10 protein-coding genes are annotated in these 15886 nt (G+C 71.7%); 7 read left to right on the top strand and 3 right to left on the bottom strand.

Features of this window, described 5'->3' with window-relative positions; genetic code table 11:
• Positions 1-68: 68 nt before the first annotated feature.
• On the bottom strand, positions 69-521 hold the full coding sequence (locus KGA66_RS31650; RefSeq protein ID WP_369015885.1) for a WhiB family transcriptional regulator: 453 nt from the start codon (positions 519-521) through the stop codon (positions 69-71).
• Between the two features lie 344 nt (positions 522-865).
• Between KGA66_RS31650 and KGA66_RS16570 the strand changes: the two genes are divergently transcribed.
• Positions 866-2392, top strand: a complete 1527-nt coding sequence (locus KGA66_RS16570) for an NsdA family TPR-like regulatory protein (RefSeq protein ID WP_211469030.1) — start codon at positions 866-868, stop codon at positions 2390-2392.
• Positions 2393-2512: 120 nt separating this feature from the next.
• Here the strand turns inward: KGA66_RS16570 and KGA66_RS16565 are convergent, their stop codons facing one another.
• Complete coding sequence (locus KGA66_RS16565; RefSeq protein ID WP_211469029.1) at positions 2513-5431, bottom strand: glycoside hydrolase family 15 protein; 2919 nt, start codon at positions 5429-5431, stop codon at positions 2513-2515.
• A gap of 495 nt (positions 5432-5926) precedes the next feature.
• Complete coding sequence (locus KGA66_RS16560) at positions 5927-6721, bottom strand: G1 family glutamic endopeptidase (RefSeq protein ID WP_211469028.1); 795 nt, start codon at positions 6719-6721, stop codon at positions 5927-5929.
• A gap of 220 nt (positions 6722-6941) precedes the next feature.
• On the opposite strand from KGA66_RS16560, the gene KGA66_RS16555 reads away from it, so the two are divergent.
• The 6 genes from KGA66_RS16555 (at position 6942) to KGA66_RS16530 (ending at position 15885) form a co-directional block, all read left to right on the top strand.
• Complete coding sequence (locus tag KGA66_RS16555) at positions 6942-9569, top strand: ATP-binding protein (RefSeq protein ID WP_211469027.1); 2628 nt, start codon at positions 6942-6944, stop codon at positions 9567-9569.
• Positions 9566-10264, top strand: a complete 699-nt coding sequence (locus KGA66_RS31645) for a response regulator (RefSeq protein WP_211469026.1) — start codon at positions 9566-9568, stop codon at positions 10262-10264. Before KGA66_RS16555 ends, KGA66_RS31645 begins: the two co-directional genes overlap by 4 nt.
• Positions 10265-10828: 564 nt before the next feature.
• Positions 10829-12454, top strand: coding sequence for an NRAMP family divalent metal transporter (locus KGA66_RS16545; protein ID WP_211469025.1), 1626 nt, complete (start codon positions 10829-10831; stop codon positions 12452-12454).
• A 232-nt stretch (positions 12455-12686) separates the two neighbouring features.
• Positions 12687-13364 carry an HAD family hydrolase gene (locus KGA66_RS16540; RefSeq protein ID WP_211469034.1) on the top strand — a complete coding sequence of 226 codons (678 nt, stop codon included), beginning with the start codon at positions 12687-12689 and terminating at the stop codon, positions 13362-13364.
• Positions 13365-13522: 158 nt separating this feature from the next.
• Complete coding sequence (locus KGA66_RS16535; protein ID WP_211469024.1) at positions 13523-14824, top strand: GlnX family signal transduction membrane protein; 1302 nt, start codon at positions 13523-13525, stop codon at positions 14822-14824.
• Positions 14825-14865: 41 nt separating this feature from the next.
• Positions 14866-15885, top strand: a complete 1020-nt coding sequence (locus tag KGA66_RS16530) for a glutamate ABC transporter substrate-binding protein (RefSeq protein WP_211469023.1) — start codon at positions 14866-14868, stop codon at positions 15883-15885.
• Position 15886: the final 1 nt, after the last annotated feature.

Genomic DNA, 15886 nt, shown 5'->3' with positions numbered 1-15886 from the left:
CGCCCTGCCCCTGTCCCCCTTAATCGTTCCGGTTAACGGCTTCGGCTTCGCCTTCGGTATCGGCCCGCTCAGGCGGCGACGGAACGGGGCCGCGGGATGCGCCGGCCGAAGGAGCGGCCGAAGCCGATCTCCCGGTCCGTCTCGCTCAGCCCGCCCCAGATGCCGAACAGCTCCGGCGTCTGAAGCGCGTGGTTGCGGCATTCGCGCAGCACCGGGCAGTTGGCGCAGACCCGCTTCGCGGCGCCCTCGCGCACCTCGCGGTCGCGGATGCGCTCCTTCTCCGGACCGAAGAACAACCGCGCGTCCGAGCCCTGGCACGCGGCCCGCTCCTGCCAGCCGAGCCGCAGCTGCGCGACCGGCGGGATGCGCGCGGCGTTGCGCGCCGAGCGGCGCTCGGGCAGCACCGCCACCGTCGTGGCGGCCTGGGCGTGCGCCGCGCTCGGACCCTGACCCGGCTGCGCCGACCGAACGCCCGCCTTCCCGCCGTGCGCCGATCCGCCTGCCGTACTTACCTCGTCCACTAACACAATCCCCTCCGAGTGTGTTCTCTCCCTACCCAACGGACGCGGCGGCATCGATGTTCCGCAGGTCGCTCGCCGCCGCGTCAGTCCCCCCCGCAGTTCTTGAGACGACCAGAGAGCGGTTATCGTTCCCGCAGTCAGGTGATTTCGGGCTCGTGTATCCGCCGGGCCGATCCGGCCGACAACCCGCGATGCGGACCTGCGCCGGACATCGCTGTCGCACGATCGGGTGGAATCGCCCCCGCCGTTCACTGATCCGGACTACTTTTACGTTCCGGATCCGTCGCCACGCAACGCTGATCCATCCACGCGCACTGTGAACGCCGCAGGAAGGAGCCAGGTCGATGCCGCAGGCGACACCCTCACGGCAGGGCCAGGCGCGCACGTCGTCCAAGGCGGGCGGCTGCGAGAACCCGGGTAACAACGCACTGCGGCAGCTGCGCCTGCGCCGGTTCTGGACACAGGCCGACTTCGCCGCCGCGTTCGAGGCGCGCTCCCGGCAGATCGGCCGCCCGCTCTCGCTCTCGGTCCGTCAGGTTCGGCGCTGGGAGAGCGACAACCCGCCGCTTCCGCTGCCGGCCTATCAGGCGGTGCTGGAGGCGCTGTTCGGCGTGCCGATCGAGCGGATGGGATTTCAGCCGCGCTGGCCGCGGGAAGAAAGCGGTCTGCCCGACACGGGCTCGGGCGTACCGGCGCAGGCGCACAGGGGAGCAGGGGTCACGCGGTCGCCGCAAGACGACCAGGAAGGGCACGACCCGGTGAAGAGACGACAGTTCATGACGGGCGCCGTCGCGCTGGGTTCCGGCGCCGGTGTCCGCGAACCTTATCGGGAAGCGGGATATCAGGCACCGGACTATCAGGGCTCGACTCATCAGGACCCGGCGAACCGGGGGACGGCCGAGGCGAACCTGCGCCTGGCCGAGCATCGGGTCGCGGCACCCGGCGCCGCGCGCGTGGACTCCTCCCTGGTGGCCGGATACGCGGCGATCACCGAACAGCATCGGGCGCTGTACTGGAGCGTGCCGGCTTCCTCGATGTTCGCGCCGGTGGCCGCGCATTCCGAACTCGGCGTCGGACTGCTGCGCGCAGCCGACTCCCCGGCGCTGCGCACCCGGCTGGCGCTCCCGGTGGCCGAGAGCGCGCTGCTGGCCGCGCGGATGGCCTTCTTCGACCTGCAGCAGCCGCGACTGGCCGACAGCTGCTTCGCCGTGGCGCTGGACGCGGCGCGGGAGGCGGCGGACCGGGCGTTGACCGGTGCGGTGCTGGCGCACATGGCTTTCGTCCCGGCCTTCGCGGGCCGGGCGCGGCGGGCGCGCGACCTGATAGCGCGCGCTCACGACGAGTCCGCCGCGGCCATCGGCGCGGTGCAGCGCTCCTGGATGTACGCGGTCGAGTCGGAGATCGAGGCCAGGCTCGGCGACGCGGCCGCCTCGGGCGAGCTGATCTCGCGCTCGGAGGACGCCCTCGGCGCGCTCGGCTCGCCGGGGCACGGCGGCGCCCCCGCGTGGCTTGACTTCTACGACGCCTCCCGGCTCACCGGGTTCAAGGGCTACTGCCGGATGGCCGCCGGGCGCACCCACGAGGCCGCCGCCGCGCTGGAGTACACGCTTCGCACACTGCAACCCTCGGCCGGAAAGCAGCGCTCGGTCACGCTCGCCGATCTGGCGCACGTGCGGGCCCAGCAGGGCGAGCTGGAGGAGTCGGCCCGCCTGCTCGGCAGCGCGATCGGGCAACTGCACCGCTCGTGGTACGCGACGGGTGTCGACCGGGTGGACGCGGTACGGCGGCGCCTGGCCGCGTTGAACACGCCCGCCCGCGTGCTGGCCACGGTGGAAGAGGCGCGGTACGCGCTGGAGCGGGTGCGGCCCTGACCCCGCCGGAATCTGGGTACTGATACGCCGGGTACTGGCACACCGGGCGCGCGCCGCGCCGGCTCCACCGCGCCGGGGAGCGCAGTGGAGCCGGCGCGACGCCGTCTTCGGGCCGCCGGCTCAGCAGCCGTTCAGGCCGGCCCAGCTCACCACCGTGTCAGAGGCCGTAAACGTGCTGCCGGAACCGTTGAAGTAGAAGCTCCTGTTGGCCGCGGCGGCGCAGGACGCCCCCTCCTCGACGTTGGTCCACGTTCCGTTGAGGTCGAACTTGTATTGAAGGGTGCTGCCGGAGACTGCGGGCACGATGATCCGCCACTGGTTCGCACCGATCTTCGTGAGCGGATACAGAACCGGATTCCAGTCGTTCGACGAGGACATGCCGATCCCCAGCGCGGAGAAGTTCCCCGCGATGTAGACGGTTGCGTTGCTCGGCGTCGAGGAGGGGACGGACACGTCGATGACCGCTTGGGCCGAGCCGCAGGTGTTCGGCCCGCCCCAGTTGAGCACCGTGTCCGTGGTGGTGCCGCCGTTCACGGTGAGCGTCCGGTTGCCGATGTCCGCGCACGATCCCGACTTCTCGACGTCGCTCCAGTTCGCGCCGAGCACGTACTTGTAGGACAGGGCCGCCGCCGAGGTCGCGGTGATCGTCGCGGTGTAGTGCGTGTCGTCGACCTTCGTCATGGCCACGCCGTTCGCCGCCCAGTCGCCGCCGCCCTCGCCGAGGACCGAGAAGTCGCCGTCCAGGTAGACCCCGAGGCCCGGCGCGGCGGTGTTGACCGGCACCGTGACGTCGACGGTCTCCGTGTGGTTGCCAGGCGGCGGCTGGCTGCCCTGACAGTTGAAGGTGCTGCACACCAGGCTCGGTGTGTCCAGGTCGCTGCCGTGGGAGATGTCCTGCGCCAGCCGCACGTACTGCGCCATCGTCCACATCAGCGGGGTGGAGGAGTCATCGCCCTGGCCGAGCGTCCAGCCGGTGCCGGGAGCGCTCGCCGCCGCGGCGGAACCCCAGACCTGCTCGGAGATCTGGCCGCCGGCGTTCGCCGAGGACTGCATGGTCTGAAGCATCGCCTTGGCGCCCGGGGTGTCACCGGCGGCCAGGTCGTATTCGCCGCGCTCGCCGGTGAGCACCGGCCACGGGTTGCCCACCCCGGAGCCGGTGTAGTCCGCGCCGGTCGAGGTCTCGCCGTAGCCGTCGTGGTCGTAGCGCTTCCACACCGGTCCGTACGAGGTGGTGGTCTTGATCACGGAGTCGACGGCGCTGAGGGAGTTGGTGATCTCGCTCGCCGAGGCGGACTTGATCCCGAGCCGCACCAGCTCCAGGAAGCCGGCGTCCACGACCTGCCGGTCGTCCCAGGTGCCGCCGCCGTTGGCCAGCCCGATCGAGGCGCCGGAGTTCGGGTTGCCGTCCTGGGTGACCCGCAGGAAGTAGCTGCCGTTCCCGAACGGGCCGCTGGTGGTGTACGTCCAGCCGTCCACGCTCGCCGCCCAGGACTTCGCGGTGGACAGGTAGGTGCTCGCGTCGGTGCTGTCGCCGTTGGCCGAGGCGATGCTCGACGCGCAGACCAGTCCGGCGATCTCGGCGGCGATCGTCGAGGGCGAATACCCGCCGATCTCCTCCCAGCGCTCCTCGCCGGTCACCGGGCCGTTGGCCACCAGATAACCCGCTTCGGCCTTGACCTTCGCCCACGTGGCCGAGTCGGTGAGACCGAGCTGGTAGGCCAGGATGATCGGGAAGGAGACCTGGTCGAGCTGGGTGCCGTTCCACACCGGGTTGCCGTTGAGCCAGCTGTTCTGCTTCACGTAGCCGCCGGCGGTCACCTCGTAGCCGAACAGGTAGTTCAGCGCGGCCTTGGCGTCCGCGGCGTCGCCCGCGGACAGCAGCGCGGTGGCCATCTCGTACTCGTCGCGGGTCCACACCAGGTGGTAACCGTGCGCACCCGCGTTCGCCGCGCTCACACTGCCGCCCCACGGATTGCTGGGCGCCGCAACGAAAGCGCCGGGGTACGTCTTGTCCTCGTCGGCTTTGATCTCCATCAGCGAGATGTAGTACTGCCGCAACAGCGCGGCGTTCGACGAGACCGAGGCCGGCGCGGCGGACAGCGCGCCGATCCACGAGTGCCACCCCGACTCGAAGGACCTCTCCGCCGCGCCGAACCCGGTGTTCAGCGAAGCCGCGGCGTCGCTGACGGCCGCGGACTGGCTGGAGCCGAAGGCCAGCGCGACGGTGAAGGTGGTCGAGCCCGAGGCGTTGACCGGGATCTGCGCGGTCTGATCCAGGTGTCCCCCGGCGGAGACCCCCGAGTACACCGCGGACAGGCCGTAGCCGCTGGTCAGCTGGCTCGCTCCGCTGCTGCTGGTGCCGACGTAGCCGGTGCTGGCCGCGCTGAAACCGGTCGAGGCCGCCAGCGCGCTGGCCACCGCGCCGTTGCTCGCGACCAGGTCGCCGGAGGCGTCCGTGCCGCCGGAGTTCGCGTAACCCTGATTCGCGAGGTAGGGCTGGTAGTCGGCGTAAAGGCGCAGCGCGGTCGAGGTGTTGTTCGTGAACGTCGTGCCGACCAGCACCACCGAGCGCGCCGGGTCGGCGACGTACGTCTTGGTGATGGTCCACTTGCCGCTGTCCGCGGTGTTCGTCTGCGTCCAGGTCAGCGAGGTCGGGTCGGCCAGCGCGATCGCGTGGGCGGCGTTCGCGCTCTCGGAGTCGGCGAAGCTGGAGCCGTCGGTGACGTAGAACTGAAGGCCGTAGGTGTCGGGCTGGTCGGTCTGCGGATAGTAGACGTTCTGCAGCGCGCCGTCGGCCAGGGTGTACCAGACCTTTGAGTTACTGCTGAGCGCGGTGGCGAAGCCCTGCACGCCGCCGTCCTCGTTCCAGTAGGGCGTGCTGCCCGGGCCGCCCGGGGCGGTTGCCGCGTGCGCGGGGGCGCCCCCCGCCGCGGTCAGGCCGGCGGCCAGGGCCAGCGCGGCCAGCGCGGTCAGGGCGTTGCGAACGGGTGTGCCGCCGCGCTGCGGGCGCGGGTTGTGCCGAAGTGGTGCCGCGACCATCGTCACGTTCTCCTGTGAACGTCGAGGGTGGACAGGAAGGAGCCGGCCCGCCGCGATCACCGCTGTCGCAGGGGCCTTCGGCTGTGCGCGTTTCCCTCTGTCCTGCCCGGGCGCGGCGCGTCGCATGGACGCCGACCGTGCACGGGTATCGCAGCCGCCTGTTGGTTGCGCGACAGAACAAACCAGATGAGCTCCCGGCAACGTAGCCGAAACAAGAGCCCTGCGCCAGAGCGGGCGCGAGAACCGGGTCCGCGACGCCGATGGCAGGAAGCGGAAAAACCCCCGCGCACGCCCGGCGGCGTGCGCTATCGTCGCCAGGCCGGTCCGCGACCGGCTCGCTGCATGAGCGTCCTGCGATCGGCGCCGGCCTGTGGCCGGTTCGTCGCGGACGTCAGCGATGCTCGACGTGCGGCGGCATCGCCGGGGAGTGCCGCCGCACCCGGGCTGGTGTCCCGCGCGCGCGGGACACCAGCTTCGTGCGGGCCCGGCCCGCCGTCAGGAATGGTGCCAGGTCGCCGAGAAGGACGTGCCGCCGGAGATCGAGCCGACCGAGACCTTGGTGGCGCCCGAGCTGGTCACCATGGTGATCGCGGTCGGGTTGGACGCGCCGAGCGTGCCGCCGTTCACGTACGAGCTGGTGAAGGTCACCGTGCCGAAGTTCGCCAGCGGCAGCACCCCGCTGCTGGACGAGGGCGCCTCGGCGATCACCTCGGCCGAGGAACGCGCCAGCGAGGAGTTGCTCTGGTTGACCGTGTGGCTCCAGCCGCGGGTGGTGTCGGCCAGGTACAGCGTGAACGCGCCGGAGGAACTGGCGGTCACCTTGGAGACCATCGTGTCGCCGGCCGCGACCGTGTTGTTGAAGTAGACCGGGCTGGCCGGGTACATCTCGTACCAGGCGTACTGGTACGCGGCGCCGTGGTAGCACTCGACGAGCGTGCCGGTCTGCTCGACCGAGGAACTGGCGTAGCCGTCCAGGCCGGTCCAGAAGCTCGCGTACGAGGTGCTGGAGCCGCAGCTCGCGCCGGGCTCGCGCCAGGTGGAGGTGACCGAGGTGTACGTCGTGGAGTGCGCGGCGTACCCGGCCCAGTTGGTGCTGGTGGCGAACTTCAGGTTGTGCGCGGCCCCGGGGTGCAGCCGGGCGCCGGCCGCGTGCGGGGCGAAGTCGAGGCCGGCGAGCGCGGCGGCGGGTCCGGTGGCGGCGGCCACCGGCCCGGCCAGCAGCGCGAGCGGGCCGATCAGTGCGGCGCAGAGGGCCGCCTTCGAGATGTGGGTGGTTCGGCGCAGGCGCATGAGCGAATGCTCCTTCATCCGTGTGGGCAGGAGCGCGGCGCGCGGGCGGTGGTGACCGCCCGCACGTTCATCGCGGCTTTCATCGAAGGTAACTCAGAACCCGATGACCGGAAAGGGCGGTTGGCCCGATTGGCGGCGCTCCTGCCGGGTCGACACCGCCCGCCGGGTGCCCCGCGGTCAACCGGATGAGTCACGCGCACCTGATGGCAGGATTGCGGTTATGCGTGGCAGGCTGCGGGTCTATGTGGGTGCGGCGCCCGGCGTCGGCAAGACGTACCGGATGCTGGAGGAGGCCCATCGGCGGATCGAACGCGGTGCGGACGTGGTCGCCGCCGTGGTGGAGACCTACGGCCGCCCGCACACGATCGACCTGGTCCGGGACCTGCCCGCGGTGCCCACGCTCAGCCGCGTCTACCGGGGCCGCGCCTTCCCGGAGCTGGACCTGGAGGCGGTGCTGGCCCGCCGGCCGCAGGTCGCGCTCGTGGACGAGCTGGCGCACACCAACATCCCCGGCGGCCGGCACGAGAAGCGCTGGCAGGACGTGCAGGAACTGCTGGATGCCGGGATCGAGGTGATCACCACGGTCAACATCCAGCATCTCGAGTCGCTCAACGACGTGGTGCGGCGCATCACCGGGGTGCCGCAGCGCGAGACGGTTCCGGACGAGGTGGTGCGCGCCGCGGATCAGATCGAGCTGGTGGACATGTCCCCGGAGGCGCTGCGCCGCCGCCTCGCGCACGGCAACGTCTACGCCGCCGAGAAGGTCGACGCCGCGCTCGGCAACTACTTCCGCGTCGGCAATCTCACCGCGCTGCGCGAACTGGCGCTGCTGTGGGTCGCCGACCAGGTCGACGAGGTCCTGCAGCGGTATCGGGGGGACCATCGGATCGACTCGGTCTGGGAGGCGCGCGAACGCGTCGTGGTGGCGCTGCCCGGGGACGACTCCGGCGAGGTGCTGATCCGCCGCGGCGCGCGCATCGCCCAGCGCTCGGTCAAGAACGCGGGCGGCTCGAAGGGGGCCGGCTCCGGGGCCGAGCTGCTGGCGCTGCACGTGGCCCGCTCGGACGGGCTCGCCTCGGCCACCAGCCCCGCGGCCCTGGCCGCCCAGCGCCACCTGGTCGAATCGCTCGGCGGCAGTTACCACACCGTGGTCGGCGACGACGTGCCGCGCGCGCTGCTTGAGTTCGCCCGCGCGCAGAACGCCACCCAGCTGGTGCTGGGCACCTCGCGGCGCAACCGCGTCAGCCGGCTGCTGACCGGCCGCGGGATCGGGGAGAGCGCCATCCGTCTTTCGGGCGACATCGACGTGCACATGGTCACCCACGAGGAGCCCGGGCAAGCGCGGCGCCGCGGCGCGTGGCTGCCGCCCAATCCGCTGCGCGAGGCCGTCTGGGGCCACCGCCGCTGGCGCGGGCCGGCCGCCGCGCTGCTGGTGCCGCCGGCCCTGACCGCGGTCCTGACCCAGGTGCCGCACGGCGGCCTGAACCTGACCAGCCAGGTGCTGATCTTCCTGGTCGCGACCGTGGCGATCGCCCGGCTCGGCGGTCTGGTCTCCGCGCTGATCGCGGCGCTGTGGGGCTCGCTGCTGCTCAACTACTTCTTCATCACCCCGGTGCACACCTTCACCATCGAGGAGGGCAACAACGTCTTCGCCCTGATCGTCTTCGCGCTGGTCGCGCTCACCGTGGCCTCCGTGGTGGACCTGGCGGCCAAGCAGACGCGCCGGGCCGCCAGCGCCTCCGCCGAGGCCGAGACGCTCGGCGCGTTCGCGGTCTCGGTGCTGCGCGGCGACGAGGCGATCACCGCGCTGCTGGAACGCTTCCGGGAGACCTTCGCGATGGCCTCGGTGGCCCTGCTGCAGCGGGTCGGCCCCGCGGACGCGCACCTGCCGGACGGCAACGACGACCCGGGGCGCTGGTCCCTGGTCGCCTCGACCGGCGCCGAGCCCGCGCTGTGCCCCGGACAGGCCGACACGGTCGTGGAGGCCGGCGCCGACGCGGTGATCGCGCTGCGCGGACGCACCCTGCCGGCCGACGACCAGCGCGTGCTGACCGCCTTCGCCGCGCAGGCCACCGCGGCCCTGGAGCGCCGCCGCCTGGCCCGCAGCGCCGCCGAGGCGGACAGCCTGGCCGCGGCCGACCGGATGCGCACCGCGCTGCTGGCCGCCGTCTCGCACGACCTGCGCGCCCCGCTGGCCGCGGCGAAGGCGGCGATCGGCACCCTGCGCGACCCGCAGCTCGACCTGGCCGCGGCCGATCGAGCCGAACTGCTGGAGGCCGCCGACTACTCGCTGGGGCGCCTCGCCCGGCTGGTGGAGAACCTGCTGGACATGTCCCGGCTGCAGGCCGGGGCGATCAAGCTTCGCCTGGAACCGGTGGCGGCGGCCGACATCCTGCCGCGCGCCCTGGACGACGTGCCCGAATCCGCCGGTCGGGTGACGCTGGCGCCGGCCGCGGCGCACGTGCCGCCCGCGCTCGCCGACGGACCGCTGCTCGAACGCGCGGTCGCCAATCTCGTCGGCAACGCCGTCAGCCACACCGCCTCGCCGGTGACGGTGACCGTCTCGGCGCTCGCGGGACAGGTGGAGATCCGGGTGATCGACCGCGGCCCCGGCATCCCCGCCGCGGACCGCGACCGGGTCTTCCGCCCGTTCCAGCGGCTCGGCGACCGCGACAACACCGCCGGCGTCGGGCTCGGCCTGGCGCTGGCCCGGGGCCTGGTCGAGGCGATGGGCGGCACCCTCTCCCCGGAGGACACGCCCGGCGGCGGTGTCACCATGGTGGTGGCGCTGCCCGCGGTCGCCGAAGCGGGCGAGGCCGAAGAAACCGGACAGGAGCAACCGACGTGATCCGCGTCCTCGTGGTGGACGACGAGCCCCAGCTGCTGCGCGCGATGCGTATCAACCTCAGCGCCCGCCGCTACGAGGTGGTCGTCGCGGCGGACGGCGCGAGCGCGCTGGCCGCGGCCGCGAGGCACCTGCCCGACGTGGTCGTGCTCGACCTCGGGCTTCCGGACATGGACGGCACCGAGGTGATCGCCGGCCTGCGCGGATGGACGCGGGTGCCGATCCTGGTGCTCTCCGGCCGCGTGGACGCCGCGGACAAGGTGGACGCCCTCGACGCGGGCGCCGACGACTACGTGACCAAGCCGTTCTCGATGGACGAGCTGATGGCGCGTCTGCGCGCCCTGGTGCGGCGCAGCGAGTCGGACGCCGCGGCCGAGCCGGCCGTGACCATCGGTCACTACGTCGTGGACCTGGCCGCCAAGAGCGTGCACAAGCGCCCAGCGGCGCCCGAACAGACACCCGAGCAGGTGCACCTGACCAAGACCGAATGGGCGGTGCTTGAGGTTCTGGTCCGCAATCCGGGCCGGCTGGTCTCCGGCAGGCAGCTGCTGCAACAGGTGTGGGGTCCGGCCTATCAGTCGGAGACGAACTACCTGCGCTTCTACCTGGCGAAACTGCGCCAGAAGCTGGAGCCCGAACCGTCGCGTCCGCGTCAGTTGCTCACCGAGCCCGGCATGGGTTATCGCTTCGAGCCTTGAGCCGGGTGGACGTGTGCTGCGACACGATGCCGCGTGCCGCTCGCCGAGTCGTCCGTCTCTGCCGCGGCCCGGTGTTATCCTTGACCACGGTCAAGGCACGATGCAGCGACGGTTTGCATCCGCACTTGACTGAGGGCGGCTCCCGGGAGGAGTCTTGCCCCGATCATCGTATGGGTGTTCGGTGCCGGATCGAACCGGCGCGTGCGAGGCGTCGCATAGCCCATATATCAGCGTCGCGCTACGGCGCCCCGGACGAGGGGAGGCGAATGATGGAACCCAGTAGTCCCGGCCATAGTACGGGCCCTGAAAGAACGGGATCCGTCGACGCGCACACGCCCTCATCCACCACCGGCGTGCGCCGCGCACTGAGTCGCTGACCTTAACGCATCTCCTGCGCTCGTACCGCACGCGCCCCGCCCTGGGCGCGCCGGGCAGGCGTTCGCGCGTCCGAGGTCTGCCGCCCATGGCCCTGACGCACGCTGCCTGACCACACGTGCGTGCTCGCCCGTGCCAAGTCCAACCTGGCGCGGACGTGTGCGCGGCGTGAGGAAGGACCGCGCCATCATGACCGACCTCATCATCGCCCCGACCAAGAGCGCAGTGCTCGACGACGCCCACGTCGGCGACATCCGCGGGGCGCTCGGCACCATCAGGCTGGACGACACCGCGGCCCGCCGGGGCCTGTCCGCCAAGTTCAAGACCCTGCTGGCGATCGTCGGCCCGGGCCTTATCGTCATGTGCGGCGACAACGACGCCGGCGCCTTCTCCACCTACGGCCAGACCGGCCAGAACTACGGCACCCACCTGCTGTGGGTGCTGCTGCTGCTGATCCCCGTGCTCTACGTCAACCAGGAGATGGTGGTCCGCCTCGGCGCGGTCACCGGCGTCGGGCACGGCAAGCTCATCATGGAGCGCTTCGGCCGCTTCTGGGGCGCGTTCAGCGTCATCGACCTCTTCCTGCTCAATGCACTGACGCTGGTGACCGAGTTCATCGGGATCACGCTCGCGGTCGGGTACCTCGGCCTGCCCAAGGCGCCCTCCGTGATCGCGGCGGGGGCCGTGGTCGTCGCGGCCGCCTCGACGGGATCGTTCCGGCGCTTCGAGCGGGTCGTGATCACGCTGTGCGCCGGCAGCCTGCTGCTGATCCCGATCGCGCTGATGCTGCACCCGAGCGCGGGGCAGTTCGCCCACGGATTCCTCGTGCCGCAGATGCCCGGCGGCGGGCAGCAGTCCACGGTGATGCTGCTGGTGATCGGCCTGGTGGGCACCACGGTCGCGCCCTGGCAGCTGTTCTTCCAGCAGTCCTACGTCATCGACAAGCGGATCACCCCGCGCTTCATCAAGTACGAGAAGGCGGACCTGTGGATCGGCATCGTCGTGGTGGTCGTCGGCGCGGCCGCGATCATCGGCTTCTCCGCGGCCGCCGTCGCGGGCGGCCCGCTGGCCGGGCACTTCACCGACGCGCAGGGACTGGCGCAGGGCATCGCGGCGAAGGCCGGGCACGTCGCCGGGATCCTGTTCGCCGTCGCGCTGCTGGACTCCTCGATCATCGGCGCGTTCGCGGTCTCGCTGTCCACCGCCTACGCGGCCGGGGACACGCTGGGCATCAACCACTCGCTGCACCGCGGGGTGAAGCAGGCCAAGGGCTTCTACGCGGTCTACGTCGGCCTGATCGCCGTGTCCGCGGCGATCGTGCTGATTCCCGGCTCGCCGCTCGGCCTGATCACCAACGGGGTGCAGGCCATGGCCGGCGTGCTGCTGCCTTCCGCCTCGGTGTACCTGCTGGTGCTGTGCAACGACAAGCAGGTGCTCGGGCCCTGGGTCAACGGGCGCAAGACGAACCTGTTCACCGGCTCGGTGCTGGCCGTCCTGGTCACCCTCTCGGTCATCCTGACCCTCGCCGTGCTCGACCCGGGTCTGACCGCCGGTCAGATCCTCGGCGTCATCGCGGCGTGCGCCGTGCTCGGCCTCGGGGCCGCGGGGTACGCGCTGCTGGCCGGGCGCGGCCGCCGGGCGCAGCGGATCGACCGCACCGGGGCGCAGGACTGGCGCATGCCGCCGCTCTCGCAACTCGGCCGTGCGGACATGCCCACCAGCCGGAAGATCGGCATGTCCGTGCTGCGGCTGTACCTGGCACTCGCGTCCGTGCTGGTGGTGGTGAAGATCGTCGAGTTGGCGCTACGGCGCTGACCGGGCACCGCCGTCGCGCGGCCATGCTGTGAGAAGTCACAACACGCACGGCTCTGGAGTCTCCTGAGTCACACTGGTTGCGCCAATCGTGGATCCAAACTGTGCAAAAACTGTGCCGCCGGCCGGTCGGCTCGCTAAGCTCCCCGCCGAACCTGATTCGGGCGCAGGTGCCGACGCGAAGCGCGCCCGGTCGAGCGACACAGTGGCAGGAGTCCAGAGCGTGCCCATCAGCATGCGTCACATCGAAGCAGTGGTCTTCGACGTCGGCGAGACCCTCGTCGACGAGACGGTGGAATATCATTCCTGGGCCGACTGGCTCGGGGTTCCGCGGCACACCTTCTCCGCCGTGTTCGGCGCGGTGATCGGCGCCGGGCGCGACCACCGCGACGTGTTCGAGTACTTCCGTCCCGGCTTCGACCTGGAGGCGGAGCGCGAACGGCGGGCCGCGGCGGGACGGCCCGAGAACTACGGCGAACCGGACCTCTACCCGGACGCGCGCCCGACGATGGCCGCGCTGCGCGCCGCGGGATACCTGGTCGTGATCGCGGCGAACCAGACCCGGCGCTCGCACCGGATCCTCGACTCGCTTCGGCTGCCGGTGGACCTGGTCACCACGTCGGACACCTGGGGTGTGTCGAAGCCTGATCCGCGCTTCTTCACCAAGGTCGTCGAGGTCTGCCGCAGCCTGCGGCCCGGTGCCACGCCGGAACGCATCTGCTACGTCGGCGACCGGCTGGACAACGACCTGCGCCCGGCCTGGGAGGCGGGCCTGCGCACCGCGCACATCCGCCGCGGGCCGTGGGGCCACCTGGTCGCGGAGCACAGCGACCTGATCGCCAAGGCCGACTTCCGGCTGACCAGCCTCGCCGAACTGCCCGAGCTGCTCGCCGAGGAATCAGAAGCCTTGTGATCCGGCCGCGGCCACCGCGCGGCACGGCGGTGGCCGCGGCATTGACACGGGCCGGGAACGAGATCGCAACCGACGGTGCCCGCGGCGGCGGCGGGGAATAAGGTGGGTGCGGATCACCGGCAATGCGGGGCGAGCGGCGGATGGGGGCGTGACCGGCTGTGGCGACGACGACCGCACAGGCTCCGGTGTCGGCGGGCGGACACGGGTCCGGGCCCGGGAGCGGACCGCCGGTCGCGCGCGGCGGCCGCCTGACGACCCCGGCCAGGCTGTGGGCCGTCCTGTTCACGGCAGTGGTCGCCCTCGTCGCGGTCGGCGCGACCTGCGGGGCGACGCTCGCGGCGCGTCAGGACTCGGAGACCCGCTCGGCGGCCACCGCACAGCGGCTGCTGGTGAACGTCGACGAGCTCTACCACGCGCTCGCCGACGCGGACGCGACCGCCGCGACCGCACTGCTGGTCGGCCCGGTCCCGCCGGCCCCGATGCAGCAGGAGTACCTGAGCGACATCACCCAGGCGGAGGACGCGCTGGCGAGCGCGTCGCGCGACCTGGCCGGCGATCCGACCGCTTCGGCGCGGCTGAGCGAAGTCGCCCGGCGGATGCCGCTCTACACCGCCGAGATCGCGACGGCGCAGGCGGACAACCGGCTCGGCTTCCCCGTCGCGGGCGCCTATCTGCGCGAGGCCTCCAAGCTGATGCACGATCAGATCCTCACGCGCGTGAAGGACGTCGCCGACCAGGAGACCGCCGCCCACGCGCACGCGCAGGCGAACGCCTCCGGCTTCCCGGTCTGGATCCTCGTCGTCGCGCTGCTCGCGGTGCTGGCGCTCGCGGCGGTCGCGCGGGAGCTCTCGCGCAGCACCCGCAGGCGAGTCAACCCGGGGGTCGCGCTCGGCGTGCTGGTCGCGCTCGGGGTCGTGGTCTGGTCGCTGGTCGCCGTCTCGTCGGCGACGGCCGGCGTGCACCGCGCCCAAGCGGACTTCGACCGGGTCGAGGCCATGCTTCAGGGGCGTGACGATCTCGCCCTCGCCGACTCCTACCAGTCGCTGACCCTGGTGGACCGGGGCGAGGACGGCGGCGCGGATTTCAAGGCCGAGCAGGCCGCCCTGGGCCGGATCGACCTGCTCAAGCTCGACAACGCCTCGGGGCTCGCGCTCGCGAAGGTGTCCACGGGCATGAACCAGGTCTCACTGACCGTGCAGGACGGCGACTATTCCAAGGCGGTCGACATGGTCGTCGGCCATGGTGGCAAGGCGGCGCCCGACACGGTCAGCGCCACCTCCGCGGCGTGCGACGCGGCGCTGGCGGCCGCCTACAAGGCGGATCAGGCTGCTTACACGGCGGACGCCGGGGCGGCCGGGTCGGCGCTCGGCGGCGGACTGTGGATCGGGCCGGCCGGCGCGCTGCTCGCCGCCCTCGCCGCCGCGTACGGCATCAACCGGCGGCTGGCGGAGTACCGGTGAGCGTGGCGCCCATGCAGGGGCGGGAGAGAAGGGAGCGGGGCATGGCGAGCGAAACTCGGCGCGGCGGCGCGCGACGGGGCCGCGGATCGCGGCGCTGGGCGCTGCCGGGCACCGCGCTCGCGACGGTCTGCGTACTGTCCGCGTGCAGCGGCGGTTTGGTGGAGGTCGGCGCACACCCGTCGGTAGCCGTGCCGCAGCCCGGTTCCGTCGTCACCGGATCACCGTCCCAGGCGCCGGCCGGCAGCGCCGCCGCGTGCGTGCCCGCCGCGCTCTCGCTGCGTCCCACCGCGGGCGACGCCGCCTCTGCCGACGTCACGAGGATCAAAGAGCGCGACAAGCTCATCGTCGGCGTCGCGCAGGACCAATACCTCACCGGCTACCTCGACTCCTCCGGAGTGGAGAGCGGCTTCGACATCGACATCGCCAGGCAGGTCGAGCAGGCCATCTTCGGAACCCAGGACGCCGCGCACATCCAGTTCAAGGCGGTCACCAACGCCCAGCGCATCAGTGCCCTGCAGACCGCGGACCCGAACCAGGCGGTCGACATGGTGGTGGACACCTTCACCATCACCTGCGACCGCGCGAACCAGGTGCTCTTCTCCAGCGTGTACTACAACGCGCGCCAGCGGCTGCTGGTGCTGAAGAACTCGGGCTACAAGTCCCTCGACGACCTCGGCGGCAAGAACGTCTGCGCGCAGTACGGATCCACGTCCCTGGAGCGAATCCGGGATCATCCTTCGCATCCGATCGCCTACGGCGTGACGAACCTGACCGACTGCCTGGTCGCGCTGCAGCAGGGCCAGGTGGACGCGATCTCCACCGACGACACGATCCTGGCCGGGCTCGCCCGCCAGGACCCGAACACCGCCGTGGTCGGCCCTGCGTTCGGGGCGGAGCCCTACGGCATCGCGGTCTCGCGCGATTCCCCCGGCCTGATCCGCTTCGTCAACGGCGTGTTGGAGCAGATCCGCGGCGACGGCACCTGGCAGAAGATCTACGACAACTGGCTGGGACCGTTGCTCGGCGCGCAACAGCCTCCGCCCGCGCAATACGCTCACTGAC

The organism is Actinocrinis puniceicyclus, assembly GCF_018283645.1.
GTDB classification, from domain to species: Bacteria; Actinomycetota; Actinomycetes; order Streptomycetales; family Catenulisporaceae; genus Actinocrinis; species Actinocrinis puniceicyclus.
This window is presented reverse-complemented; position numbering and strand designations above follow the sequence as displayed.

What these genes read in the sequence shown, in the direction of transcription:
- KGA66_RS16565 (WP_211469029.1), bottom strand. Translation starts at nt 5,431, where the DNA reads ATGGTCGCGGCACCACTTCGGCACAACCCGCGCCCGCAGCGCGGCGGC.
- KGA66_RS16530 (WP_211469023.1), top strand. Translation starts at nt 14,866, where the DNA reads ATGGCGAGCGAAACTCGGCGCGGCGGCGCGCGACGGGGCCGCGGATCG.
- KGA66_RS16545 (WP_211469025.1), top strand. Translation starts at nt 10,829, where the DNA reads ATGACCGACCTCATCATCGCCCCGACCAAGAGCGCAGTGCTCGACGAC.
- KGA66_RS16570 (WP_211469030.1), top strand. Translation starts at nt 866, where the DNA reads ATGCCGCAGGCGACACCCTCACGGCAGGGCCAGGCGCGCACGTCGTCC.
- KGA66_RS16555 (WP_211469027.1), top strand. Translation starts at nt 6,942, where the DNA reads ATGCGTGGCAGGCTGCGGGTCTATGTGGGTGCGGCGCCCGGCGTCGGC.
- KGA66_RS16560 (WP_211469028.1), bottom strand. Translation starts at nt 6,721, where the DNA reads ATGCGCCTGCGCCGAACCACCCACATCTCGAAGGCGGCCCTCTGCGCC.
- KGA66_RS16540 (WP_211469034.1), top strand. Translation starts at nt 12,687, where the DNA reads ATGCGTCACATCGAAGCAGTGGTCTTCGACGTCGGCGAGACCCTCGTC.